The following is a 25,305-nucleotide window of genomic DNA, read 5'->3' as shown; positions in this document are numbered from 1 at the left end:
CACCTGAAAAATCTACACTCTGGTGTGGTCTGTGTTAATTTTATTAAAAGTGCAGTTGGCGGACTCATTTTGTCATTGTCATATCGGTACCTATTAGGGCAAAGATCAGGTCAAAGTAAAGCGATCAATATTTTCCCTTCGCCAGTTTATCGGTTATGTTGTCAGCTGTTCTTGTTATGTAATCAGATGTTATGTAACCAGATGTTATGTAACCAGATGCACTGTCGTCAGACAGCCAAGGTTAACAAGCTTGAGGTCATAGGGTGACTGAGCAAAGCCTTGAGTCGCTACCGCATCTGGTTTTCGAAAATCTACAGCGGTATCATGCCACCAAAAAACTGGTTATAGCCTATAGTGGCGGGATTGACTCGACAGTCTTGTTGCATATTGTTGCGCAGCTGGTTGATGCGGGGTTGGTTTCGCAAATTAGAGCGGTGCACATTAACCATGCTATTCAGTCCTCTTCCGATGACTGGCAACATCACTGCCAATTGATATGCCAACAGCAGAATATTCCGCTCATAACACATCGACTCGCCCTCAACTGGAATGGACAAACCAATATTGAAAACCGGGCAAGAGATGCACGCTATCAATTTTTTCAACAAATTTTAGGTAAGGATGAGCATTTGCTCATGGCGCATCATCAAAATGATCAGGCTGAAACCTTGTTGTTTCGTTTGCTCAGAGGGTGTGGAGTTTCCGGAGCAGGCGCTATTCCTGAATCTCGGCCTCTTGGTCATGGGCAAATTTTAAGGCCAATGCTTAGTGCAGATAAACGGCAAGTTGAGGATTATGCTGCAAGTCATGCGCTTTCCTGGATTGAAGATCCGTCAAATCAAGATGCATATTTTTCTCGCAATTTTTTACGACAAAGAGTTTTTCCATTACTGGCTGAACGTTGGCCTCATTATGCAAAAACATTGGCTCGTTTTACCCGTTTAGCCACGGAGCAAACCTTGCTGCTTCGAGAAATTGCCGAACAAGATGCGTTGCTATGTTGTGCTGGTAATGCCGTAATTAATTTAGCGCAGCTAGCAAGCTTGTCAGTAGCACGGCAGAAAAATCTGCTTTATTTTTGGGGGGCTTCTCATTCGCAAAGTACGCCATCTTCACAAGAAATTGATGAATTATTACGCCAGTTAAAACTTACTGATGACATACAAAGCTTAGCTGCTCAAAAGCAAACCACAGATCTACTTTTGACGCTTCGTTCACTCAATATAGATATAGCATTTGCGGGACAGCGTGTTAGAACTTTTGCTGGAAATCTTTATTTAACCAATATTCAGCCAGATGCACAATTCAAGGTAGCACAGTGGGATTTGAAAATGCCTAGGCTGACACTTTCCAATCAGGTTACCTTAAGTTATCAACGAATTAATGGAAATGGGCTTCGCTTACCGCTAGCTGATGAAATGGTAATTGTTAAACCTCGAGCGGGCGGCGAAAAATGTCGACCTGATTATCGCAACCATTCGACCAATTTAAAAAATATCTATCAAGAGTTGAATATTCCGCCGTGGATTCGCGAGTGGTTGCCCGTTATTTATTATAATGATGTATTGGCTGCCGTTCCTGGGGTTTTCATTAATCAAGCGCTCATCAATTCTGATGATAATCAGCAGAGCTTACGTTTTATTATTGCTGCTTAATTGTCGATTGACTAACTTTAATTTCTGATCCATAAGATAAATATTTCATCATCCTTGATGAAATGAGCGTCCCTCAATAAAATCCTTTTGAATTATTTTTTGCAATGCCTTTTGCTGCCAATCCGTTATTAGGTCAATCCTTTTAAAGTATAAAATCTGTACAAAATTCAATTTGTACATGAGGTAGCAAGATGCTTAAAACTAAAGTGCCCAGACTTCGATAGGATCTTCCCACCGTTCTTTGTATTGAATATTTAAAGTATCTAACACTTGAACATTATGCATTTTGAGTGCTTGCTTAAGCTGTGCCAGGCGAGGTGAATTTGAAAAATCGACCAAGACAATTTTTTTACCTGGGTTCTGATTAGTAAAATTAACCAGTCTTTCAATATCTCGTGCTTCTTTGGATTCGTCCATGCTAAAAACATTGGATGAAAAATTTACTGTGATTCTGCGTCCTAGTGAGGCTAAGTCTTTGTAGCGAAGTGGTGTTTTCTTATTTTTTAAATCGGGACGATAATGAGTTGGATAATAAGAAATCAATCCAACTTTTTCGGCTTGTTTTTGTCCTTCATTTTGTTTGACGAAGTCAATAAATGAGCTGGCCAGATTGCTGTGTTTTCGACCCTTTGTGTAAAGATATAATTTTCGAGACAGTGGATAATCCTGAGTACCAATGGTATAACCGGTTGGAATTTTACCTGTTTCGTTAGTTGATTGAGCAACTTTTAACAGTTTAGATTCACCCACATAAGTTACCCCTATAAAACCGATTGAACCGGGCATATTAATAACGTTGTTGACTAGTTCATTACTGGACTCAAATCGTCCGGAATCATCACTCAGTTTTTTATCAAATGGCTTTAACACCAAGTTTTTAAAAGTATCCCAAGTACCTGAATTGTTATCACGACTATAAACTTTAACCGGATAGTCTTCACCACCAAGTTGTGCCCAGTTTGAAATTTCACCAGAAAATAATCGAGCAATCTCTTCTACGGTTAGCTGATCAATTGGATTAGTTGGATAAGTAACAATCGCAAGCGCATCAAGCGCAATGGGATGTTCATCAACAACACCAAATTTGTCGGCTAATGCTTTGGCTTCTTTTTCTTTAATTGGACGAGAGCTCATCGCAATTTCAGTAGAGTTTTCATCGAGTGCTTTAAAACCAGTACTTGAACCATGAGCACGAATTTCAATGCGCACCAATTTATTTTTATTGGGAATCGTTCCTTCAATATATTTTTCAACTGGGCTTTCTAATTGATGTTCTCTGACTAAAATTGCGCCAATACTTCTAAGATAAGCTTTTGCCAAAATGGGGGCAAAACTTTCACCGACAGTATTCGAGCCTTTTAGAATTAATTCTTCAACAGCTTGACCATTATGTGGTGTGTTCGGATTAGGCAGTCGCAATATATTAAAATTAATAATCCCTGTTAAGATTAGTGCGATCGAGACAATAGCAATTAAAGATATCAGTATATTTCTTAACATGATTAATGTCTGCTTGGTTTTATATGAGTGTCTTTGGTGCGCGATTGTGCAGTTAAAATATGACAGTTTTATTACATTGAATCCTTTGAATTTGTGAGGAGAATGGCATTCTTCTTTTTGGTGTATAGATTGACATTGATAAAATGTCATAAATCCAAAGAAAAATATAAAGTAATTGCGATATATTTCATGAAATTTGACAGTTATATGACTGAGTAATTTTGTTTTTAGATGATTAGTTTCTTAGCGAATTTGTTATATTGCATTTTGTTCTAACGATTTAAGAAGAATTCGATCACCTCCGACTTCTGTCGAAAAGTGTCCTGATATCCCAGCTCTATCAACTCTTTGGTGTAACTTGATTCAAATAACAAATAGCTTAGTACGGTTGAACCTTCACCCGGATTAATACCAATGCGCCGAAAGAAAAACTGAATGAGTCGAGGCAGGGTATGAAAATGTTTGCTGGCTAATAAACTTAAATCCTGGCTTGGTGAGATTGCAAAGGTTTCAATCGGGCGTAAATTACTTTGTAATTCTCTGACCGCTTGTGGAATTAATTTTATTGTTTTGTTAACTCGTCTTATGCGCTCAATATCACTGTCGAGACTATCAATAAAAACGCTGTCTAAAACATGTCCTGCAATATCCGCAACTGAAGGGTAATGAATGGCATTGGTTTGTTCGGGTAATTCTTCACGAATAGGATCGACACCGATGATTAAAATTTTATCAGCACCTAAATGAATGGCCGGACTGATAGGGGCTAAAAATCTGACGGATCCATCACCGTAAAATTCATTATCAATATTGACTGCTGGAAAGAGTAAGGGAATGGCTGAAGAAGCCAGTAGATGATCACGATTAATGCGTGTTCGTTTGCCACAACGACGATATCTTTGCCAGTCATTCAGTTCAGCGACACCTTGAAAAAAAGAAATTGAACGTCCGGTAGAGTAACTCGAAGCGGTAATTGATAAAGCATGCAGATTCCCGGCATCAATAGCTTCTTGAATGATATTGTAGTGCATCACTTTACTGAGTAATTGTTTGAGTGGTTCATTGTTGAGTAAACTGAGTTGATGCTTTAAATGGAAGTTGCTGGAAAAAATTGACCATAGCCACTTTGAAGAGTTTTGCATAATACCGAGCATGTCGCCGCGAAAAACCTGATCGACACTTAAGTTGCCCCAAACTCTTTGCAGACTTCGAATTCCTAACCTTGGGGTTCTGGCATAGGCGGCTAAAACGGTCGCATTAATCGCTCCTGCAGAAGTACCTGTAATAATAGGATAAGGATTGCCACATTCTTCACGGTAAATAATGTCAGATATTGCACTTAATACGCCGACTTGATAAGCCGCGCGTGCACCGCCACCAGTTAAAACCAGTCCTGTTTTGGTTCGTGAGGGGGCGTTATAGCAAATTTGAGTCATGCAAAAGTGTCAGGCATTAATAGTGCTAAGGGTGCCAGGTTTTACGCATATGCTTGTAAACCCGCATAGGATACCAGTCTTGTCCTTTACTGCCGTTATAACGGGCCAGTGCTTGAGTGGTATTTTGTTTTTCTTTTTCAAGATAAAGACTAAGAATGGCGCAGCCATACCGAATATTGGTTTGCATATCAAACAAGCTGTCATCAGGCGTACCAATTTCCTTTTTCCAAAATGGCATCACCTGCATTAAACCACGTGCGCCAGCACTGGATATTGCAAACTGGTCGAAATTACTTTCGACATTAATCAATGCCAGTACCAGCAATGGATCCAGTGCAAAGTTTTTAGCTTCTCGGTGGACCAGACGTAAAATAGCCAGTCGTTCATCTTCGGGAATATGCGGAGCAACTTTTGCTATTCTCAGCGCTTGCTCTAATAACCACACTTCAGCTTCAAATCTATCCTCAAATGAGCCGCTAGATTTTTTGATTAATTTGGCCAGCTTTACTCGAAAGGCTTGATCGGGTTTTTCCTGGACAGCCGCCATGAGCGACTGTCCAGCCAATAACAGTACAATTATTACTCCGACATTGATTAACGGTAATCTGACCATTTGATTAAACCAATAAGTCAATTGCGTAAGTCAAATCGTATAAAAAACGAAAAATGCATAAAAACATAAACCCATGAAAAATAGGACTAATTATTAGTCTAGGCTATTTTAAATCACTTTTTGTTGAACAAATGCAAATACTTCATCAATTGGGATATTCAACTTTTCATTATCTCGACGATGCTTGTATTCAAAGGTGCCTGCGTCGATGCCGCGCTCGCTGATAACGATGCGGTGAGGTACACCAATTAGTTCCATATCAGCAAACATGACACCAGCTCTTTCTTTCCGGTCGTCGAAAATAACTTCTATTTTGGCATCACGTAACTGTTGGTAAAGTTTATCGGCAGCTTCGGCGACGCGATGTGAGCGGTGCATATTCATTGGCACAATGGCTACCTGAAAGGGAGCAATATTATCTGGCCAGATAATACCGTATTCATCATGGTTTTGTTCAATGGCTGCGGCAACCACTCGTGATACGCCAATACCGTAGCATCCCATTGATAAAGTGACAGATTTACCGGATTCACTTAACACATTGGCTTTCATTGCTTCGCTGTACTTGGTACCTAACTGAAATATATGGCCCACTTCAATACCGCGCTTGATGGTGAGTTTGCCTTGCCCATCGGGGCTTGAGTCGCCTTCAACGATATTACGGCAATCAAAAGTTTCAGTAATTGGCGCATCGCGCTCCCAGTTTACGCCGGTCATATGAAAGCCATCTTCATTCGCACCGCATACAAAGTTGGCTACAACAGCCGCATCTCTATCGATAATGGTTGGGATATTAAGGCCCACGGGACCAATTGAGCCAACCGCACAGTTTACCGCCTGACGCACCTCAGCTTCATCGAGTAAATGGCAAGGTGCGGCAACTAAAGGATGTTTTTCAATTTTAATTTCATTGAGTTCATGGTCGCCACGTAAACAAATGGCAATTGCCGGTGATTCTTCTAAGGCGCCTTTTACAATTAAGGTTTTAATTGTTTGTTGTGGTTCGACCGATAATTGCTGACATACCGAATCGATAGAGCGTGCATCAGGAGTGGCAACTTTTTGCAATGTACTGCTGGCTTCCGGGCGAACATTTAAAGGTGCAAGTGATTCTGCTTTTTCAATATTGGCGGCATATTCACTGGTATCACTAAAAGCAATTGCATCTTCACCAGATTGAGCCAACACATGGAACTCATGAGATTTGCTACCACCAATAGAGCCGGTATCGGCAATAACGGCACGAAACTCAAGACCAAGACGAGAGAATATTCGATGATAGGCTTCATGCATTACCTGGTAAGTTTCGGCTAAAGATTCCTCGCTGGTATGAAAGGAGTATGCATCTTTCATTAAAAATTCTCGGGCACGCATAACACCAAAGCGAGGGCGTCTTTCATCACGGAATTTGGTTTGAATTTGATAAAAAACTGCCGGACATTGCTTATAACTGCGAATCTCATCACGTACAATTGCCGTAATGACTTCTTCATGGGTTGGACCAAGACAAAATTCCCGTTGGTGACGATCGTTAATGCGCAGCAGTTCTGGTCCAAAGTCAAACCAGCGGCCTGATTCTTCCCACAAATCGGCAGGTTGTACCATTGGCATTAGCACTTCGGCGGCACCAGTTGCATCCATTTCTTCACGGACAATAGCTTCAACTTTGCGCAGCACTTTTAATCCAGTGGGTAACCACGAGTAGAGGCCCGATGCTGAACCTTCTCGGCGAATCAACCCCGCGCGCAGCATCAGTTTATGACTAATGGTTTCTGCATCACTTGGATCTTCTCTGAGTGTGGCTAATAAATACTGCGTTGTTTTCATGGATTTACTCTTGTTTTTGCTCAATTTTCCCAATTGGAGGCGTATTTTAGCAGCGAAAATAACTTTCTAACATCTTCCGATGAGCATTTCGCTTAAAAAAATTTACAGAATTTGAAGAAAAACTTTAAAATAAACCCTATCAGCCTTATATAGAGGCCATTATCCGTTTTGAGACTTTTACGTAATTTTGAGGTTGAGTGAATAATGCCAATTTACGAATATAAATGTAATGCCTGCGATCATCGTTTAGAAAAACTTCAGCGCATCAGTGATGATCCGCTCAAAGATTGCCCTGAATGCTCAGCACCCGAATTAACCAAGTTAATTTCTGCGGCAGGATTTCGGTTAACAGGCACCGGCTGGTATGAAACTGACTTTAAAAATAAGTCGGGTACAGCAAAATCGAGTACCGAAAAAGCCGCTCCGTCGTCTAACTCCAGCAGCGATTGAGTTTAGTGAATCAAACGTCGTACCAGCCCAGCAGATTGCTTAAGCGAAGCAAGTTAACAAGGCGGGTAAAAAGCCATCAAATTTTGACGCAAATGCCAATGATTGACTGGCTATTGATTAGTTTGTCTGTAGCAAAGACATTATGTCGCGTCTAGTTTATTGTTTATTGCTATATTTAATATCCCCATTGATTTGGGGATATTTGCTTTTCAGGGCGGTTAAAGCACCGGAATATCGTGAGGGAATCCTCGCTCGGTTAGGATTAAATACGCGCAACGCTGCAAGGCATGGGATTATTATTCATTGTGCTTCCGTTGGTGAGACAATTGCTGCCGCGCCTCTAATTCGACGTTTACTAGTAGACTTTTCTCATTTGCCCTTAGTGGTTACCACGACAACGCCAACAGGTAAAGCGATGGTCAGGCAGCTTTTTGGTGAGCAGGTTTTTCATCATTATTTACCTGTTGATTGGCCTGGAGCGAGTGGGCGATTTATTCGAACTTTAAAGCCGCAGCTGGTGATATTAATGGAAACTGAAGTGTGGCCCAATTTACTCTTTCAATGTCAGCAGCAGTCTGTGCCCGTGTTACTGGCGAATGCCCGTCTGTCCTCCAAATCCTTATCTAGTTACTTAAAGTTTGCCCGATTTTCCAGACAAATATTTTCCCGGATTCAAGTGATAGCTGCTCAATATACCTCCGATGTTGAAAATTTTAAGCAATTGTGTAACTCGGCAAAAACCTGTATCGAAGCAACGGGAAGCATAAAATTTGATATTGCCATTTCTCCTGACACTTTGGCACTCCAGAAGTCGTTAACCGCTCAGTGGACAATTAGTGAGCGTCGTGTATGGGTAGCTGCCAGTATTCATCCTGGTGAGTTTTCAACAATATTGACGGTTCATCAACAGTTGTTAAAGCAATTTCCTGATTTGTTATTGATAGGTGTACCGCGCCACCCTGAGCAATTTATTCCTTTCAAACAGATGGTCAAAACTTTTGAGTTTAAGGCGGTGTGTCGAAGTGAAAGTGTACCGGTGATCCAGCAGCATCAAGTTTTGATTGGTGACAGTCTCGGCGAAATGTTGGTTTATTGTGGATTGGCAAATATCGCCTATGTTGGTGGTAGCTTGATTGAGCGCGGCGGACATAATCCTTTGGAGCCGTTAGCCTGTGGTGTGCCGGTAATTATGGGACCGAGTTATTATAATTTTGCCGATATTACGCAAAAGTTTGTTGAACAGGAGGCGTTGCAGATAGTTGTTGATGATGCTGAACTTGGACAAACCCTGAACACGTGGCTATCACACCCCGAAATGGTAGCGCAGAAAGCCGAACAGGCAAAAAGATTAATCCAAGCCAATCAAGGGTGCGTAAATCGACTTGCTGAAATAACTGCAAGATTGTTATGTCACCGGTAAGAACTAGCTTATCAAAACGCTGAACGATTATTTTTTATGTTGAAACTGTCGATAGCCATAGAGTAACCACTGCCATTGCTGTTGGGCAAAATGATTAATCCGTCCAAGTTGAACTTCTTTAACAAATGAACGCTTGAGACGTGCTAAATTAGCTTGCTGCCATGAGCGCTTTACTGAACGGCTTTCACATTTATCAAAGTCGATTAACCAAAAATCTTCTTGCTGGTTAATTAAAATATTATGAATATTCAAGTCAGAGTGAAAAATCCCCGCTTGGTGAAATTTGGCGATCATACCGCCTAAAATGTGCCAAAGTGCTTCTGGCATGGCGCTGGAATTTAAATATTGGGCAACCGTTTTTGTGTGTGGGATTTTTTCAATAATGATATCTGAGCGGTAAAAAAAGCCTGAGCGAATGACCTGTCCAACAATGGGTTTAGGAACCGGTAAGCCTTGCTGAAACATTTGGGATAACAAGCTTAATTCTTGATAGCTACGAGTTTGCTCTAGTGAGCGAAACCAAAATTTATCTTTCGTTAGCTTGGCCATAAAGCCACCACGATAATAGTGTCTGAGCACCCATTCGTCATCTTGATTACCAATAAACCAGGTAATATGGCGGCCTTTTGATTGACCTGTAACGGCATTTTGCTGTTGCCAGAAATCAATCTCAAACCACTCAGGTTTTACCAGCTTTATCAATTGGTGGTTAATTTGTGGTAGTAAGAGTGAGCTTTCGCCAGTACTGATAATTTCGATAGACAATGTATAAACCCGATAATCATAGAGGCTTTTAAAAAATTACTTTAGAATAGCATGAGTCAAAAATAAGTGAAAAGATGTAGTTTGAATGACTGAACCTAAATCCATATGTTTACTGCGTTTATCAGCAATTGGTGATGTTTGTCATGCAGTAGCCACTGTGCAGGCGCTTCAGGCAAAATGGCCAAGGTTAAAAATTACCTGGATTATTGGTAAAGTCGAATATCAATTAGTTAAAGAACTGCCTGGCGTAGAATTTATCGTCTTTGATAAAAAGGCAGGAATTTCGGCTTATTTTGCGCTTAAAAGCGCGTTAAGTAACCAGCAGTTTGATGTTTTACTTCACATGCAGGTAGCGTTGCGTGCCAGTTTAGCAACATTGTTTATTCGAGCTAAACATAAGTGGGGCTTTGACCAGCGACGGGCAAAAGAAGGTCAGTGGTTATTTACCAATCAAAAGGTTGCGCCACAAGATTCGCCGCATGTCGCAGAGGGTTTTTTAGCTTTTGCGCAAGCGCTGGGTGTTAATAAAGATTATCAATTAAGCTGGCAAATGCCGATGACTGCTGCTGATGAGCAATGGTGGCTACAACAACGCCAAACACTCAATCTTGACCATGATTATATGGTTATTGTGCCCGCGGCGAGTAAAGCCGAACGCAACTGGTTAGCTGAGCGCTATGCTCAGGTTGCGGATAAAATGATTGAGAAAAACTTAAAGGTTGTGATTTGTGGTGCGCCAACGTCTACAGAACTGCATCTTGCTGAACAAATTATGCAATTGAGTAATAACCCATTAAATAATACGTTGATCAATCTAGTTGGGAAAACTTCGCTCAAGCAACTTTTAGTTGTATTAAAGCAGGCGCATTTCGTTTTAGCGCCAGATACTGGCCCGGCCCATATGGCCGTGACTGTTGATACGCCGGTGGTTGGTTTATATGCTCATAGCAATCCAAAACGTACTGGGCCCTACAAATATTTACATTATGTGGTATCGGTGTATGAAAAAATATTGCTACAACAAACAGGAAAGCGTAGTGGGCAACTTCCATGGGGGACGCGTGTTAAAGGGCAATTGCTGATGGCTGAAATCAGCGTTGCCAATGTGATGGAAAAAATTGAACAATTGTTAAGTGATAAACTGAAAAATAATAATAAATAACCAGCGAATGTCGGTGTTTCACATTGTTAGGTTTTATAATTAGCGTGATGCTGCCTAAATACCAAATAAACAATGATGAAAGGTTGCTTTTGTGTTATTTATATTGAGAGATTAAATTTAGCGTATTGATATTGGGTTGTTGGCAACTGATGAAAGGTTATTGATGCTTGGTTATTGATAGTAGAAAGCTGATACGGAATAATTGCCAAGAGTTTGGTTAAACCGGCTTGTCTAATGCCCTGGTTAATCTCAATATTAATGTCAAATACAGACCTCTAAATTAACAACAAGAAAACGAAAATCACTATGCATTCAAAACGCGATTCACTTTTAAAACGCTGGCACAGCCTGACAATAAGCCCCAAAAAATGTCAGCAAAAATGGGGTAAAGCCTATTGGAAAGACGTTGACGGTTATCGTGAGGTTAACTGTGTTGACTGTCCCAGTTTTAATGCTCAGCGTCAGCAATGCTCAATTGGTTTTGGGTCGCCTTTGCGTAAGTGTGTTGTGTCCAGCATTGAAGCACATTTACATGATTGTCAAAATCAGCAAGTGCTAGAAATTGGTTTTGGCAAATTTATGCTCGCGCGTAATTTAATTAAGCGCAGTGGCGGCACCTGGACTGGAATCGAGCCGCGTCGGCCAAAATCTGAAGTAGCGCAACTTGGCAAGGGTGGTTATGGACATGCGACCTATATTCCTTTTGAAGATAAGACATTTGATAAAATTTTTGCGATTCAATCGATTGAGCATTGGGGTCAAAAGGCGGGCGCAGCATTGCGAGAGCCATCTGATTATGCTGCTTGTTTTGCTGAAGTTGCCCGAGTGTTAAAGCCGGGTGGCACCATTTATTTTGATGCGCCGATTCATTTTCATGGTCATGAAATGTTTATTATGGGTGATTTGGCAAAGATTCAGTCTTATTTGATGAATGAACATTGGACTAATGTTCATATCGAGAAATGGCGTGAGCAAAGTGCACCGCTTAAGCCATATGATCCGCCGCAAAATGTTCTGGTTGACTGGCCCATCGAGATTACCAGTTATCCTGAGACGCAAGTAAAGCTAGCGCGAGAAAAAGGCAGCGTATGGATGATTGCGATTACTGCGGAGAAAACCTGATAGCCAAAACTGAAATCCTTGGGTGTTTACTTACCAGTGCTCTAAGTCAGCGCAAAATTGCGCTGTTTCAGTCAAAATTTTAGCTGAAAGCCCACAATCTGTATTAACGCTCGAGCAATTGTTGAAAATATTCAGCATAATTGACTGCCGTTTGCTTTGATGATAATTCTGTTTGAATTTTGTGCTGATTGATTTTTATCATGGCTTCGGCAACTTCAGGGTGATGATATAGGTATTCTATTTTTTCAGCGATTGCCGTGGGAGACTTTATCGGAACCACAAACCCCGATTTGTTATTTTCAATAACTTCTTTTCCGCCGCCAGTAGTCGTAATAACCACCGGCGTGCCAAGTCCCATGGCTTCCATCACTGCTCGCGGTAATCCTTCACCACTGATTGATGGCTGGACCAACACATTGGCTGATTTAATAAGTTCTGGTACATCATAGCGATAGCCGGTTACATGGATTCTGTCTTTCATGGGACTATTGGCAATCAGTGTTGAAAAAGGTTCTTTATCCATATTTCGACCCACTAAAAGCAAATGCAGGTTTTCCAGTGAGGCAAGTTGATGGGTTGCCTCCAACATGACAGAAATACCTTTACTTGGTCTTGAATTGACCGCGCATATTGCCGTGAAACTATTATCTGGAATGTCAAACTCTGTGAGAGATTTTGCCGTAACATGATACCAATTGATGTCATGCCCTTTATAAATCGTCACGACATTTTGTTTTTTCTTCCACACGCGTTTTAATACATCTTCTTTTACCGCATTAGAAACACAAACAACACCATCAACTCTTGGGTGTAAGATGGTTAAATAAGCTGACGGATCATGTCGATAGAGCCCACCGGTTGTACCGCGATAAACGACGAATTTGCAGTCGAAACCTATACAGGCAAAACCAGCATTTGGAATGGTTTTTGAGTTAGTGGCATAAACAATATCGTAGTGTGTTGACTTTAACTCTTCTCGAATTTTCTTGATTGATTGAAAGCAGATTTTTCTACGTGGCTCACCGTCCATTACTTTAACACCGGCTTCAAGATAACGGGCTCGCTGCTCATCACCGGCATTGGTCATAACCGTTACTTTGTGACCCAGTCTGGCTAAACCAATAAATATTTCGGCTTCAGGACGGTAGCTGTTATAGGAGGCATAAGTACTGGCAAAAACAAAGATATTCATTAAAGCTTCCAATAATTTAATTTTTTTCGAATCTTAAACTTACGTAGCAAATTAAGTGGTTTGCGCTTCAGTGTAGCAGGGCGGTGCGCGATGAGTTGGTCGGTTGCGGCTAACACACGTTGTGCCGACAGCCCATCGGTAAATGGGTGTAATTGGGCATTGGCTTGAGTAATTTGCTGAATCAATTGAGTATTGTTATTGAGCGCCTGATTAATGGCATTGTTGAGTTGATTTACTGATTGAATATTAATTAAATACTCGCCTGGTGCTGCATTATTAAAAGTAATAGCTGGTTTATTTAATAATAAAAACTCACCAATAATCGATGAAGTGTCTGATAAAAGTACATGAGCGCGTTTTAACAGCGGCAAACACGAATCCGTATCGACCACTCGATAATTGTCTGCTTGAATGGTGTGATATTTAGCGATCCAGTCAGGGTTCATTTTGGGATGAAATTTAACCAGCCAAAAATGCTCATCGGTAGCAACCAGACGTTTGATTTCTTCAAATAAAATGGGGGCACATGTCAAATTCGGTGAAAAAGTTGGCGCAAATAACACTACTGGTTTTTCGGTTTGTAGTGAGTAAGGTGCAATTTGAAATAGGGGGTCAAGCTTGGGCCACCCGGTTTCCTTAACTAAAAAGTGGCGGGCAACTTTTGCCATTTGATTGAAACGGCTGGTAGTAATTGGGCCATGCGTACAATAGAGATCAAAAAAGCCGCGAATACTGAAATGGCCCTTTTTCTTCCATTCCAAGCCATGAAATACTTGTACCTTTACACCAGGAATAAAGTCAGGGACGATATTACCAGGTACAAAAACGGCATGTGGATTAAAGGCGATAGCTTCTTCAATTGATTTGAGACGCTGTTCATTGTGTCTAAAAAAGGTCAGATTAACATCACTGCCTTCGACAAACCAGGCACATTCATCGCCACGCGACAGGATTTGCTGTTGAATTGGGCGCAAAATCTCAAAAGAGTAATTTTGTGAAATGTAAAAAAGATAGCGTTTTTTCACAACGATATTATTTTGGGCTTGGGTCAACGGTCTTCCTAAAGTAGCAGTATTAACAAAAACTTACGCTTAAAAAGCCATTCAATCAAGGTGTGCGTAAACGGTCAATTGTATAAAAGGCGGGCATTGTATCAATTTACTTGCGAATTGGCTGTAAAAATTTAAGTGGATTGAACTGATTAAAGTATCACAATTAAAAAAATACGGTTCAGGCAAAATACCTGTCCATGGCTTGACTTGAGCTGGCTTCTAAATAGGCTTGTTATAACCAAACAGTTGATTTAATTAAATACCTATGCGCAGATGCTGTAATAATAAAATATCAACGCACAATTAAGGATGTAAGACCAAACCCCATAAAATTGTGTTAAATTAACCTATCATCGACACATAAAATATAGAGATAAAAAAGAGTTATTATTTTGAATAAAAAGAAATTTAAAACCTCGCCCGAAACAATCGCTGAAGCAGAGCGTGTGGCCAAAAGTATTCAAAAACCCGGACAAACCAAAGAGCAAACCAAGCTAATTGCACAAGGTATACAAAAAGGTATTGAGCAGTATAAAAAGCAGCAAAAAGCAAAAGCCAGAGATTTAGATAAGCGGTTGCGCAAAGTCAAGTCTGGTGAACCGTTGCAGGCACCTAAAGATTATGTTGATAACGAAGTATCGCAAACAGATAATGCCGCTAGCTATACGCGACCATCAGTTGGCGGACGATATTTGCCTTGGGGATTATTACTCCTGTCATGGGGATGGTTTTTCTACTACGTTTATTTTTAATAGATTTAATAGATACTGATTTGATATGAAATATACGTCAATTGTTTCTGGCTTATTTGAACAAAATAACAGCGTGCTCTTGTGTTTGCGTAAAAATACTCGGCATTTTCCCGGATTTTGGACGTTTCCCGTTGGACATGTTGAAAAGTCTGAAAATCTTGAAGATGCTTTACGTCGAGAACTCTATGAAGAGCTCGGCATTCAGCTAATTGATTGTGAAAGCCTGATGACTCTAATTGATAATCAGGAAAACATTCGTCACACGATTTTTCGAGTGACTGACTGGCGTGGTAAAATCGACAATAAAGAACCCGAATTGTGTGCGCAAATTGAATGGTTTGATTTAGCCCAATTACCTACACCAATAACCCCTTGGTGTTTAACGGTAATCAATAGTTTATAAATTAGTTTAAGTTAAAAAACGACTTAACAAATAGACTGCGAGTAGCTTGTTAGTTGCCTGGTTAAAGACTATCCATTGCGCGTTTTAATGACGGCAAGCAGAATAAGCGCGTTATTAATTATGACTCATTGCAATGGTTATCAATAATTTTTTCCCATTCGCACGACACAGAATATTAGCTTCAAATAAAGTTTTAGAATTCTTATGCTGATATCTATGGCTTGTGCCGCGCTATACCCCGTTTAAAAAATTAATAACAACAAGCGTTTTTTAAATACAGGAGAACAACAATGCAACTATTAGGTTTGAGATTTTGTTTGGTGAGTGAGCAGTCTAACGATGTGATTCAGTTTTTTGAACAAAAGCTGGGGTTCTCTAACAGTTTTGGTCAATCAGAATCTTGTGACGGTGGAATATTTAAAACACTCAATGATGATAGTTGGCTAGAAGTGTGGCAACAAAGTGAGCAAATGCCTGCTGGTATTATGTTGCAACTGGTTGTTGACGATGCTGATAAATTAGCTGAAGCTGCAAGTAATCAAGGTGTTGAACTAATGGGGCCAATGGAAGCGCATGGCGAACGGATTTATTTCACCCGTGTTCCTGGTGGATTAAATATGAGTTTTCAATCACGATTAAACGCATAAAAAAGTCGTTTATTTTTTTATGTAAAAATCGCAAATTAATTTGTGCTGAGGTATTTCTTATTGCTATCTAATTGCTTTACACTAAGCTGAGTTTGCAATCGGGGGCACCAATGTTTCAACAAATCAAAGCGGCAAAAGAGCGCTTGTATGGCCAAGCACATATTACGCCAATTATTACTTCGGCCACATTAGATCAGCAGTTTGCTGATGCCAGCTTTTTCTTTAAATGTGAAAATTTACAACGGGTTGGCGCGTTTAAATTTCGTGGTGCTTTTAATGCGATCGCACGATTGACCGAGTGGGAAAAAGAGCGTGGGGTGTTAGCTTTTTCATCTGGTAATCATGCCCAGGCGATTGCTTGTGTCGGCCAACTGTTGAATGTAGCAACGACGATTGTGATGCCAGAAAATGCGCCGACCACGAAATTGCAGGCAACTCGTGCTTATGGTGCTGAGGTCATTACCTATAATCCCCAAACTGAAACTCGGGAATCCGTTGCTGATGCGATATTGCGTCGGCGAGGCTTAACCTTAATTCCACCATTTGATCACGAATCAGTGATTGCTGGTCAAGGGACGGTTGCCTGTGAGTTGCTTGAAGCGGTACCAAATTTAAATGCGATTATTGTTCCCTGTGGTGGCGGTGGTTTGCTCAGTGGTATTGCGGTGGCGGCCAAGAATATTAATCCTGATTGTCAGATTATTGGGGTTGAGCCGGAGTTGGCTGATGACGCAACTCGATCTTTTTATGCTGGCCGCCTACAAGCGACAACTAACCCTGCAACCATTGCAGATGGTGTTCGTACCTCTTCCCTCGGTGATCTAACTTTTCCACTGATTTTACGTTATGTTGATCAAATGATAACGGTATCTGAGACGGCTATTAAAGAGGCTGTTCGCTTTTTATTTTATCGTATGAAAATGGTGGTTGAGCCTTCGGGGGCGATTCCTTTGGCCGCTATTTTAAGTGGTCGATTTACCCCTCAAGGGAATATCGGGTTAATTGTCAGCGGGGGGAATATTGATGGACCAACAATGTGTCAGATACTCTCCGAACCCGATGAGACATCAATTGATCAGAGTAAAGCGTCGGTTGAGCCCAGTAAAAATAAGACGAATGTGAATGAATCACTCGATGAGCCTTGGCAAGCCATGCAAAACTAATCACAAATTTAATCAAATTATCTCGGCGGTATTCTTGAAAATTGGGAATACCCGCTTATTTCAGTTTGGCAAATCCGCCTGTTTCCCATAATATAAGGCCAACTTTAAAAGGCACTCACTGTTTAGCTCTCAGTGTTTACTGTTGAATACTGAAACCTAAAGTGTCTATGGTTCCAACCTTGGCGATAGTCTTTTTCGGTAAAGCTACACCTTCTATCTATATTTTTAAGCAGGGGAAAAAATGGCATTTGAATATGGTTCGGATACGTTAGGTATCAAAAATCCATTTAAATTTGAAGGACTTATTCTCACAATTCGAGGTGTGATTGTGACTTTGCTGGGCATTGTCGCATTGCTGGCCGTGAAGGATTTGGTCGCCCAAGGGGCGAAAGAGGCCGGTTGGTTATCGTTAGCAATAGGCTTAATTTTGCTGGGAAATGGCGTTGTTGCTGTGGGTGTCGGTTTATTTAAAGTGATGCGCTTTTTTGTTGGGCGCGGCGTTCCTGCCAGTTTGGCACGTAATATGGCCAAAAGTGAATCGCATGTCCGCGAGAGCTATATTGCCTATAACGACAAAGAACTTGAACAAATGCTTATGGGTCGTAAAAACCTTACATTTGTTGAACCGCAAGGTTGGCTGGCTCGATTAATCCATACGTTAATGCCGCGTTTATTATTTACTCCTTATCCAATTCGCACAACCGCGCAACAATTAAGTAGCGGTTTGATTTATAGTATATTGGCCTTTTTATGCTATGGATTAGCCTGGTTTTCGGGGTCAACTGGACTGACACAAATTAATGATACGCCAGTGCTTGATTGGCTGAGTGTGATTTTAGCGGTATTTTTGTTTTTATTATGGGCAGGTAAACGTTCACCACTAAAGCGCGTCGCGCAAGTCAGTGTAGAAAGTGCCAGTACCAAGGGGATTGTTATGATGGTGGCATTTTCCATTTTATCTCCTGTGGGCTTAAGTTATGTCCATCACGAAGTTTTTCGCTTACCTGAGTTACCACTTTCGGCTTCTGCTTATATTATTACCATGACTGTATTGGGGTTACTTGCTGCTGCTTATGGGCTGTTATTAACTTATTTGCGAGCGACTCAAGCCGAGCCAAAAACTGAAGTCTCTGAATTTAGAAATAATTGGCAAGAAAGTATTCACCCGCAAGAAATTTTTATTAATTTTGAAAATATAGTAATGGCAAACCGTCGTTACAAAGAAATTCCTAACCGGGTTTATCGAGACTTTGACGCCAATCTGGTAGAGCAAGGCAGCAACGACAAAGGTAAATTTTCGGGTGAAATGATTCAAGAAACCCAGCCGGTATATCGTGAAGTGCCGATGATACCTATTTTTAAATCGCTAAGAATTGTAGGTACAATTGCTGGTGAGCTGTTATTGGTGATAGCCGCCATTATGTTTTATCAGGCAATTGAGCCTGTTACTTTGATTAAAACGGCTCCCATCGCGGCACTTGATGCATTAATTTATCCTGCACTTATTTGGATTTTTGGACGAATTATTAGTAACACAGCACATATATTTTGGGCAGAGATGCATTTTGAATCGTTAATTGTTTTGTTTCAATGTAATGGGACGTATTCTGAATCCAAGGTCAGTACCGGTGCGAGCATTCATGATAGCACCCGGTCTGAAAATGTTGTTGTTCGCTCCAGCATGACGCCGTGGATTATCACATCGCGAATTGTCACCAGCTGTTTCGCTGAAAGCGGCAGTAATAATCTGGAATTTTATCGCCGTATTTTAGAAATGCATAAAGCCGATGACGATTTAGATAAAATTACCAGCGAAATGAAAACCTTTTTGGGTAATCGTGAAACTATTGCCGGCGTGAACGCAAAAGACTTGGATTCTGCCAGCGCTATATATCAAGTGAATCAAGAAACCCGCTCGCTCAATGCACAAGCAGCATTAACACGCGATGGTAAAACAGAACTATCGCCTGAACGAATCGAAGGCCATATGGAAACTGACAGTAAAAACCGGGATATAACAAGCGGTATTAATGATGACGGGCTTGATATTCAAGGGCGCTAAGCAAGCAATCAAAAATAAATGAATTTGTTGTGTCGATTTTAATGCCAGCCAAATTGAAAAGCGCAATAATTATAATGCGATTAATATCGACACAATGGCGAGGTTTTTTCTCAAATAACCTTTTATTTCAAATAATCGTTGTAGGAAAATTTTTTCACACCGATCGCATATTTCGCAAACAGATATTACCATCACTGCTATTTATAATAGTCCAAAACAAGATCAAATAACCCGTAATCCCCATCTATACTTGGGTGGGACAGTTTTTTGGCTGATTTATATCAAAGGTCAGAAAACCAAGCCAACAATTTGACAGTTTACCTGTAATTTTAAGAGTCAAAAAACTTAACTTATTGATATTAATGAGTTTAATCTAATTGCTAAAGTGGTATATGTATTGCATAACAACTACATAGCATCTTCTTAATTAATATTTAAATTGGGGCAACTATGGCTAATGAAGATCAAGATTTAGAGATTGATGTTGAAGGCGGTGCCGGTAAAGGCAAAAGCAAAATGCTCATCATTATTATTGCAGCAGTATTGTTGATTGGAGGTGGTGCAGCCGCATTTTTTATGATGGGCGGCGAAGAAGAAGCGCCAGCCGAAACCGCAGAAGGTGAAGAAGCTGCTAAACCAGTGAATAAAGAGCCCGCAATTTATGTTGGTGTACCCGAAGCTATTACTAGTAATTTACCGGGCGAAAGAAAAAGTCGTACTGTTCAAATAAAAATGACATTTATGGTCAGAGGAGCTGAAAACGAAGATATCGTGAAAGATCATATGCCACAGCTTAAAAATGACGTATTGATGTTGGTGAGTCAGCAGTCCGCTGATGAATTAAAAACACCAGATGGCCGGGTTAAATTACAGCAACAATCACTAGAAACTGTCCAAGCGACACTGAAAGATATTGTTGGACAACCTGTCGTTGAAAAAGTCCTATTTACTAGTTTTGTAATGCAGTGAAGAAAACATGTCTGATTTATTAAGCCAAGATGAAATAGATGCGCTACTCCACGGTGTTGATGATGGCGACATAGATGTCGAGGAAGAGTCACTAGACCCCAGTGTTGCCAGACCCTACGACTTTTCATCGCAAGATCGGATCGTGCGTGGGCGGATGCCTTCGCTTGAAATGGTTAACGAGCGATTTGCGCGGCATATGCGTATCAGTTTATTTAATATGATGCGGCGAAGCGCTGAAATTTCGGTGAATGGTATTCAGATGATCAAGTTCAGCGAATATATACACAGCCTGTTTGTTCCAACCAGTCTTAATATGGTGAAAATGAAACCGTTAAGAGGAACGGCGCTGTTTACCCTTGAAGCCAAGTTGGTTTTTATTTTGGTTGATAATTTTTTTGGTGGCGATGGACGTTTTCACGCAAAAATTGAAGGTCGTGAATTTACGCCGACTGAACGCCGAATAATACAACTGCTATTACAGCAGGCATTTGTTGATTTAAAAGAAGCCTGGTCGCCAGTTATGCGGGTAGATTTTGAATACATGGATTCTGAAGTTAACCCCGCACTTGCAACAATTGTCAGTCCGTCAGAAGTGGTGTGCGTGTGCAGCTTCAATATTGAATTGGATGGTGGTGGTGGGAACTTTCACGTCACCATGCCTTACTCCATGCTCGAACCCATTCGTGACAAATTGGATGCGGGTATTCAAAGCGATCGTGACGATGTGGATGAACGCTGGACTGATGCATTACGTGAAGAAATTTTAACGGCACAAGTTGAAGTCAGTAGTACTTTGGTTGAAACCGAAGTCAGTCTAAGAGATGTAATGGAATTTAAAGAAGGTGACATTATTCCTATCGACATGCCGGAATACGTGACACTTTCAGCTGCAAATACGCCATGCTTTAGAGCCGAATTTGGTAGCTCAAACGGCTATATGGCGGTAAAAATTAAAGAAGAAATTTCGCGTGATCATATTATGCGAACCCTATTAGAGGATTAATTGAATGGCTGGTGATGATAACGATACTGATGATTGGGCAGAAGCAATGGGCGAACAAGCTGCGTCAGAAGCCCGAGCAGCAGAAATGACCAAATTGCAGGAAGAGGGCAATCAAAAAGTTGTCAGCAATGAAAAGCTTGATGTGATTTTAGATATTCCGGTTTCCTTGTCAATGGAAGTTGGCCGAACACATATTCCTATTCGAAGTTTATTACAGCTAACGCAAGGCTCGGTAGTCGAACTTGATCGGTTGGCCGGTGAGCCGCTTGATGTCATGGTGAATGGCACACTAATAGCGCATGGCGAAGTTGTTGTGGTAAATGAAAAATATGGTATTCGGTTAACCGATGTGATGAGCCCGGCTGAGCGTATTCAAAAGCTGAAATAGCCGGTTAAAACAAGTCAAAGGCGAGCTTGAATATATCTATCGGTAAAAAGCATGGTGTCCCAACGAATGTTTCAAATAATGCATAAAAATTGTAATAAAGTGGTCAACATGACGGTTACCAAGACTATCAAAAAACGATTAGTCAGGTGGTATTATTTATTGATAATGCTGGTGATGAGTCTTCACAGTCAGGCAGTGGTAAAGAGTAAAACTTTAAATCAAGCATTAACCCCGCAAGATAGCATAGTGTCAATGTTATTGGGGTTACTGGCTATTTTGGTGGTAATTTTTATTCTTGCATTTTTATTCAGGAAAGTTGCGCATTTTAATTTAGTAGGTAAAAACATCAAGGTGATTGAATCTCAAAGCCTTGGTGCCAAAGAGCGATTAGTGGTGGTCGAAATTCAAAATCAGCAGATCCTTTTAGGTGTTACACCGCATAGTATTAATCATCTATGTCAACTTGATAAACCCATTGAAAAGTCACAAAGCCAGATGCCATTTGAAAAAATTTTAAAGCAACTGACTAATCCGCTAGCCGAATTTGAAAAAGCCAAACAGCGTGCTTATCAGCAATCCGATCCGCTAACGGATAAAATGGATAGTGCTCGTGCGCAATCGACCGGGAGCTTGCATAATTCTCAGGCAAATCAGGGAGATAAAGTCGTATGAAAGGTTTTTACCTAAAAGCATCAGGTATTATTCAAAATACGGTAAAACATCGCTTTATTTTTGCTCTATTGCTCGTTGTGGTTTCGCCATCACTTTGGGCCGAAGCAGGCTTGCCTGTTTTAAGTGTTGAAACAAATGAAGCTGGAAATCAAGAGTATAGCGTTACGCTGCAAATTTTAGGCTTAATGACATTGCTGACATTCTTACCGGCAATTGTCATGATGATGACTTCTTTTATTCGAGTAACGGTAGTCTTCGCTATTTTACGTCAAGCACTTGGTATGCAGCAAACACCTTCCAATCAAATTTTAATTGGCCTGAGTTTATTTTTAACGTTGTTTATTATGTCGCCTGTTATCGAGCAGGTTAACGAAAATGCAGTACAACCTTATATTGCTGAAACGATCACGGCGACTCAGGCATTAGACGCTGCACAAGCGCCATTTAGCCGATTTATGCTGGAGCAAACTCGTGAGAGTGATCTGGTCTTATTTATGGATTTATCCGCTACCCCACCCTTATCCGAAGGACAAATGCCTCCGTTTAAAGTGTTGGTGCCTGCTTTTATTATCAGTGAACTAAAAACCGCATTTCAAATTGGCTTTTTGCTTTTTATACCTTTTTTAATTATCGATTTAGTGATTGCCAGTATCTTAATGGCAATGGGTATGATGATGCTCTCGCCATTAATTATCTCACTACCTTTTAAAATAATGTTGTTTGTGTTGATTGATGGCTGGGCATTAGTTGTTGGCACACTGGCCAATAGCTTTACCTGATACCGAGTCTGTGGAGAAATATTATGACCCCGGAAGTTGTTGTAGAAGTTTTCAAAAATGCGCTCTATGTGATCATTTTAATTGTTGCTGCGGCTATTATTCCCGGGTTAATTGTTGGTTTATTGGTTGCGGTGTTTCAAGCTGCCACCAGTATTAATGAACAAACGTTATCTTTTTTACCGCGGTTGCTGGTCACCCTGGCAACTTTAATGTTTTTAGCTAACTGGATTTTTTCAACCTTAATCAGTTTTGCTAATGAGTTATATTTGTCTATTCCCGAGTTAATTGGTTAATGATGTCTGAAGTTAATCAACGTGTGAATCACAAAAAAGTTAACCATGTTAAGTATTAATGCCGAACAAATTTTGCAATTTATGGCGATGTATATTTTGCCATTCGCTCGGCTGTCGGGATTTTTAATGACACTATCAGTTATTGGATCAAGAAATTTTCCAGCCAAGTTTCGCTTATTGTTTGCTTTATCTATGACAATTTTAATTGTGCCAGTGCTGCCACAAACTGCGTCGATAAAACTGTTTTCGCTATCAAGTTTTTTACTTATTATTGAACAGACTTTAATTGGAATTACTTTAGGGTTTGTATCACGTCTTTTACTAGAGACTTTTGTGGTCGGCGCACAGATTATTGCCATGCAGTCAGGGCTTGGGTTTGCCTCTTTAGTTGATCCAGCTAATGGAAATAGTGTACCTGCGTTGGGGCAGTTTTTTTTGATGATGTGTACTTTACTATTTTTAGTCATGGATGGGCACTCGCTAATGATTCGCATGGTTGTTGAAAGTTATTCCACCATGCCAATTGGTGGTGAACAGAATATACAAGATATGCTGTATCAGCTGGTTTTGTGGACTCGTTGGATGTTTGCGATTGCGTTAGTGATGGCTCTGGTTGCCATTGCCAGTTTGTTAATTGTTAATATTTCCTTTGGTGTTATGACCCGAGCGGCTCCTCAAATTAATGTGTTTGCGGTTGGTTTTCCATTAACGATGGTTTCAGGGTTAATTTTGGTTTGGCTGACAATGGGATACTTTTTACCTCATTTTGAAAATCAGTTGGCCAGAGCCACTTTGTTAATGTGCTCAATGATTGGGACGGAGTGTTAACACATGGCCGAAAGTCAAGCCGGTGAAAGAAGCGAACAGGCGACACCCAAACGCCTGAAAGAAGCTCGCGAAAAAGGGCAGGTCGCACGCTCACGTGAACTAACTACTGCTTTGTTGTTAATTACCGCATCAATTTTACTCTACAGTTTTTCTGCATCAATTGGCGCAGGCTTCGCCAAAGTCGCTCGTCAGGCGTTTACTCCTTCCCGTGATCATATTTTTACCGATAAATTAATGTTGTCTGCGATTGCTGAATTATTGTTTGAAGCAATGATCGCCGTCGCCCCTTTATTTTTGATTTTATTTGCCATCGCTTTATTAACGCCCATGTTAACGGGTGGTATGTCATTTAGTTTTAAAGCCATTTCACCACAAGCAAGCCGGATGTCGGTATTAAAAGGTTTTAAGCGAATGTTCGGCTTACATGCACTGATTGAACTATTAAAAGCTTTGGCTAAAGTATCCGTGGTTTTTATTGTTGGTTATTTAGTGCTGGCGCAAATCTATCCACAATTGATAGAGCTGGGCGCTGGTAGTGTTAATGCTGGCATTGGCCAGGCAATGGATTTAGTTGCGCGTAGTTTCTTTTTGGTTTCGCTGTCTTTGTTATTAATTGCGCTGATTGATGTGCCTTATCAGATTTGGAATCATGCACGTCAATTGAAAATGACAAAACAAGAAATTAAGGATGAATATAAAGAAACGGAAGGCAAGCCCGAAGTGAAAGGACGAATTCGTCAGACACAACGCGAAATGGCGCAGCGGCGTATGATGGATGCAATACCGGATGCCGATGTGGTAGTTACCAACCCCGAGCATTATTCGGTCGCCATTAAATATGATGCAATGCGCTCTAGTGCACCGGTTGTGGTTGCAAAAGGCGTCGATATTATTGCCATGCAAATTAGAAAAGTTGCCATTGCCAATGATGTACCAATTATGGCCGCACCGCCACTGGCGCGGGCAATTTATCACACAACTGAAATTGATCAGGAAGTGCCACAAGGGCTTTATTTAGCAGTGGCACAGGTTTTAGCATATATTTTTCAAATGAGAAGTTTTTCCGAAGGTAAATCAGCCAAACCTAAACCACTCAAAGATTTGCCGATTCCTGATGACCTGCAATTTGATTGATTAAGGCTAAATAAAATT

Annotated in this window: 25 protein-coding genes; 18 read left to right on the top strand and 7 right to left on the bottom strand. The window is 40.7% G+C overall.

Annotation, left to right across the window (positions count from 1 at the left end; translation table 11 throughout):
- Positions 1-263 precede the first annotated feature (263 nt).
- Complete coding sequence (gene tilS, locus ABVT42_RS08850) at positions 264-1,655, top strand: tRNA lysidine(34) synthetase TilS (protein WP_353874415.1); 1,392 nt, start codon at positions 264-266, stop codon at positions 1,653-1,655.
- Between the two features lie 201 nt (positions 1,656-1,856).
- Here the strand turns inward: tilS and ABVT42_RS08845 are convergent, their stop codons facing one another.
- The 4 genes from ABVT42_RS08845 to ABVT42_RS08830 all read right to left on the bottom strand — a co-directional run bounded on the left by ABVT42_RS08845 (position 1,857) and on the right by ABVT42_RS08830 (position 7,031).
- Positions 1,857-3,155, bottom strand: a complete 1,299-nt coding sequence (locus ABVT42_RS08845) for a PstS family phosphate ABC transporter substrate-binding protein (protein ID WP_353874414.1) — start codon at positions 3,153-3,155, stop codon at positions 1,857-1,859.
- 272 nt (positions 3,156-3,427) lie between these two features.
- Positions 3,428-4,591, bottom strand: coding sequence for a patatin-like phospholipase family protein (locus tag ABVT42_RS08840; RefSeq protein WP_353874413.1), 1,164 nt, complete (start codon positions 4,589-4,591; stop codon positions 3,428-3,430).
- Between the two features lie 25 nt (positions 4,592-4,616).
- Positions 4,617-5,204: a transglycosylase SLT domain-containing protein gene (locus ABVT42_RS08835; RefSeq protein ID WP_353874412.1), complete on the bottom strand. Its 588-nt coding sequence runs from the start codon at positions 5,202-5,204 to the stop codon at positions 4,617-4,619.
- A 108-nt stretch (positions 5,205-5,312) separates the two neighbouring features.
- Entirely contained in the window at positions 5,313-7,031 is a 1,719-nt protein-coding gene (locus ABVT42_RS08830; RefSeq protein ID WP_353874411.1) for a proline--tRNA ligase, read from the bottom strand.
- 204 nt (positions 7,032-7,235) lie between these two features.
- On the opposite strand from ABVT42_RS08830, the gene ABVT42_RS08825 reads away from it, so the two are divergent.
- Both ABVT42_RS08825 and waaA read left to right on the top strand, forming a co-directional pair.
- A complete protein-coding gene (locus ABVT42_RS08825; RefSeq protein WP_353874410.1) occupies positions 7,236-7,481 on the top strand; it encodes an FmdB family zinc ribbon protein in 246 nt (81 codons plus the stop codon).
- A gap of 142 nt (positions 7,482-7,623) precedes the next feature.
- Positions 7,624-8,901, top strand: coding sequence for a lipid IV(A) 3-deoxy-D-manno-octulosonic acid transferase (gene waaA / locus ABVT42_RS08820; protein ID WP_353874409.1), 1,278 nt, complete (start codon positions 7,624-7,626; stop codon positions 8,899-8,901).
- A gap of 27 nt (positions 8,902-8,928) precedes the next feature.
- Here the strand turns inward: waaA and ABVT42_RS08815 are convergent, their stop codons facing one another.
- On the bottom strand, positions 8,929-9,666 hold the full coding sequence (locus ABVT42_RS08815; protein WP_353874408.1) for a 3-deoxy-D-manno-octulosonic acid kinase: 738 nt from the start codon (positions 9,664-9,666) through the stop codon (positions 8,929-8,931).
- Between the two features lie 85 nt (positions 9,667-9,751).
- Here ABVT42_RS08815 and ABVT42_RS08810 point away from each other — a divergent pair, with 85 nt between their 5' ends.
- Entirely contained in the window at positions 9,752-10,828 is a 1,077-nt protein-coding gene (locus ABVT42_RS08810; protein ID WP_353874407.1) for a glycosyltransferase family 9 protein, read from the top strand.
- A 306-nt stretch (positions 10,829-11,134) separates the two neighbouring features.
- A complete protein-coding gene (locus tag ABVT42_RS08805) occupies positions 11,135-11,950 on the top strand; it encodes a class I SAM-dependent methyltransferase (RefSeq protein WP_353874406.1) in 816 nt (271 codons plus the stop codon).
- Positions 11,951-12,053: 103 nt separating this feature from the next.
- Here ABVT42_RS08805 and ABVT42_RS08800 read toward each other — a convergent pair whose 3' ends face one another.
- Positions 12,054-13,142 carry a glycosyltransferase family 4 protein gene (locus ABVT42_RS08800; protein WP_353874405.1) on the bottom strand — a complete coding sequence of 363 codons (1,089 nt, stop codon included), beginning with the start codon at positions 13,140-13,142 and terminating at the stop codon, positions 12,054-12,056.
- Entirely contained in the window at positions 13,142-14,194 is a 1,053-nt protein-coding gene (locus ABVT42_RS08795; protein ID WP_353874404.1) for a CDP-glycerol glycerophosphotransferase family protein, read from the bottom strand. The genes ABVT42_RS08800 and ABVT42_RS08795 overlap by 1 nt, the downstream gene beginning before the upstream one ends.
- Before the next feature lie 392 nt (positions 14,195-14,586).
- On the opposite strand from ABVT42_RS08795, the gene ABVT42_RS08790 reads away from it, so the two are divergent.
- From ABVT42_RS08790 to flhB, 13 genes are all read left to right on the top strand, one after another.
- On the top strand, positions 14,587-14,946 hold the full coding sequence (locus tag ABVT42_RS08790) for a DUF2956 domain-containing protein (protein WP_353874403.1): 360 nt from the start codon (positions 14,587-14,589) through the stop codon (positions 14,944-14,946).
- A 25-nt stretch (positions 14,947-14,971) separates the two neighbouring features.
- Positions 14,972-15,349 (top strand): NUDIX domain-containing protein, encoded by a 378-nt coding sequence (locus tag ABVT42_RS08785; RefSeq protein WP_353874402.1) that lies wholly within the window; start codon positions 14,972-14,974, stop codon positions 15,347-15,349.
- Positions 15,350-15,639: 290 nt separating this feature from the next.
- The gene (locus tag ABVT42_RS08780) at positions 15,640-15,996 is read left to right on the top strand and encodes a VOC family protein (protein ID WP_353874401.1); all 357 of its coding nucleotides are present in this window, start codon (positions 15,640-15,642) and stop codon (positions 15,994-15,996) included.
- A 110-nt stretch (positions 15,997-16,106) separates the two neighbouring features.
- On the top strand, positions 16,107-17,159 hold the full coding sequence (locus tag ABVT42_RS08775; RefSeq protein ID WP_353874400.1) for a pyridoxal-phosphate dependent enzyme: 1,053 nt from the start codon (positions 16,107-16,109) through the stop codon (positions 17,157-17,159).
- Positions 17,160-17,400: 241 nt separating this feature from the next.
- Positions 17,401-19,221, top strand: a complete 1,821-nt coding sequence (locus ABVT42_RS08770; protein ID WP_353874399.1) for a hypothetical protein — start codon at positions 17,401-17,403, stop codon at positions 19,219-19,221.
- A gap of 450 nt (positions 19,222-19,671) precedes the next feature.
- Positions 19,672-20,190: a flagellar basal body-associated protein FliL gene (gene fliL / locus ABVT42_RS08765; protein ID WP_353874398.1), complete on the top strand. Its 519-nt coding sequence runs from the start codon at positions 19,672-19,674 to the stop codon at positions 20,188-20,190.
- 7 nt (positions 20,191-20,197) lie between these two features.
- On the top strand, positions 20,198-21,193 hold the full coding sequence (gene fliM / locus ABVT42_RS08760; RefSeq protein ID WP_353874397.1) for a flagellar motor switch protein FliM: 996 nt from the start codon (positions 20,198-20,200) through the stop codon (positions 21,191-21,193).
- A gap of 4 nt (positions 21,194-21,197) precedes the next feature.
- Positions 21,198-21,581, top strand: a complete 384-nt coding sequence (gene fliN / locus ABVT42_RS08755) for a flagellar motor switch protein FliN (protein WP_353874396.1) — start codon at positions 21,198-21,200, stop codon at positions 21,579-21,581.
- 108 nt (positions 21,582-21,689) lie between these two features.
- Entirely contained in the window at positions 21,690-22,253 is a 564-nt protein-coding gene (fliO, locus tag ABVT42_RS08750; protein WP_353874395.1) for a flagellar biosynthetic protein FliO, read from the top strand.
- The gene (fliP, locus tag ABVT42_RS08745) at positions 22,250-23,032 is read left to right on the top strand and encodes a flagellar type III secretion system pore protein FliP (protein ID WP_353874394.1); all 783 of its coding nucleotides are present in this window, start codon (positions 22,250-22,252) and stop codon (positions 23,030-23,032) included. The genes fliO and fliP overlap by 4 nt, the downstream gene beginning before the upstream one ends.
- A 23-nt stretch (positions 23,033-23,055) precedes the next feature.
- Positions 23,056-23,325 (top strand): flagellar biosynthesis protein FliQ, encoded by a 270-nt coding sequence (fliQ, locus tag ABVT42_RS08740; protein WP_353874392.1) that lies wholly within the window; start codon positions 23,056-23,058, stop codon positions 23,323-23,325.
- A gap of 45 nt (positions 23,326-23,370) precedes the next feature.
- Positions 23,371-24,153 carry a flagellar biosynthetic protein FliR gene (fliR, locus tag ABVT42_RS08735; protein ID WP_353874390.1) on the top strand — a complete coding sequence of 261 codons (783 nt, stop codon included), beginning with the start codon at positions 23,371-23,373 and terminating at the stop codon, positions 24,151-24,153.
- 3 nt (positions 24,154-24,156) lie between these two features.
- A complete protein-coding gene (flhB, locus tag ABVT42_RS08730) occupies positions 24,157-25,287 on the top strand; it encodes a flagellar biosynthesis protein FlhB (RefSeq protein ID WP_353874389.1) in 1,131 nt (376 codons plus the stop codon).
- The last annotated feature ends 18 nt before the right edge of the window (positions 25,288-25,305 follow it).

Origin of the sequence: Aliikangiella maris (assembly GCF_040719265.1) — a bacterium.
GTDB lineage: Bacteria > Pseudomonadota > Gammaproteobacteria > Enterobacterales > Kangiellaceae > Aliikangiella > Aliikangiella maris.
Note: the sequence above shows the minus strand (reverse complement) of the source record. Positions and strands in the feature narration are given on the sequence as shown.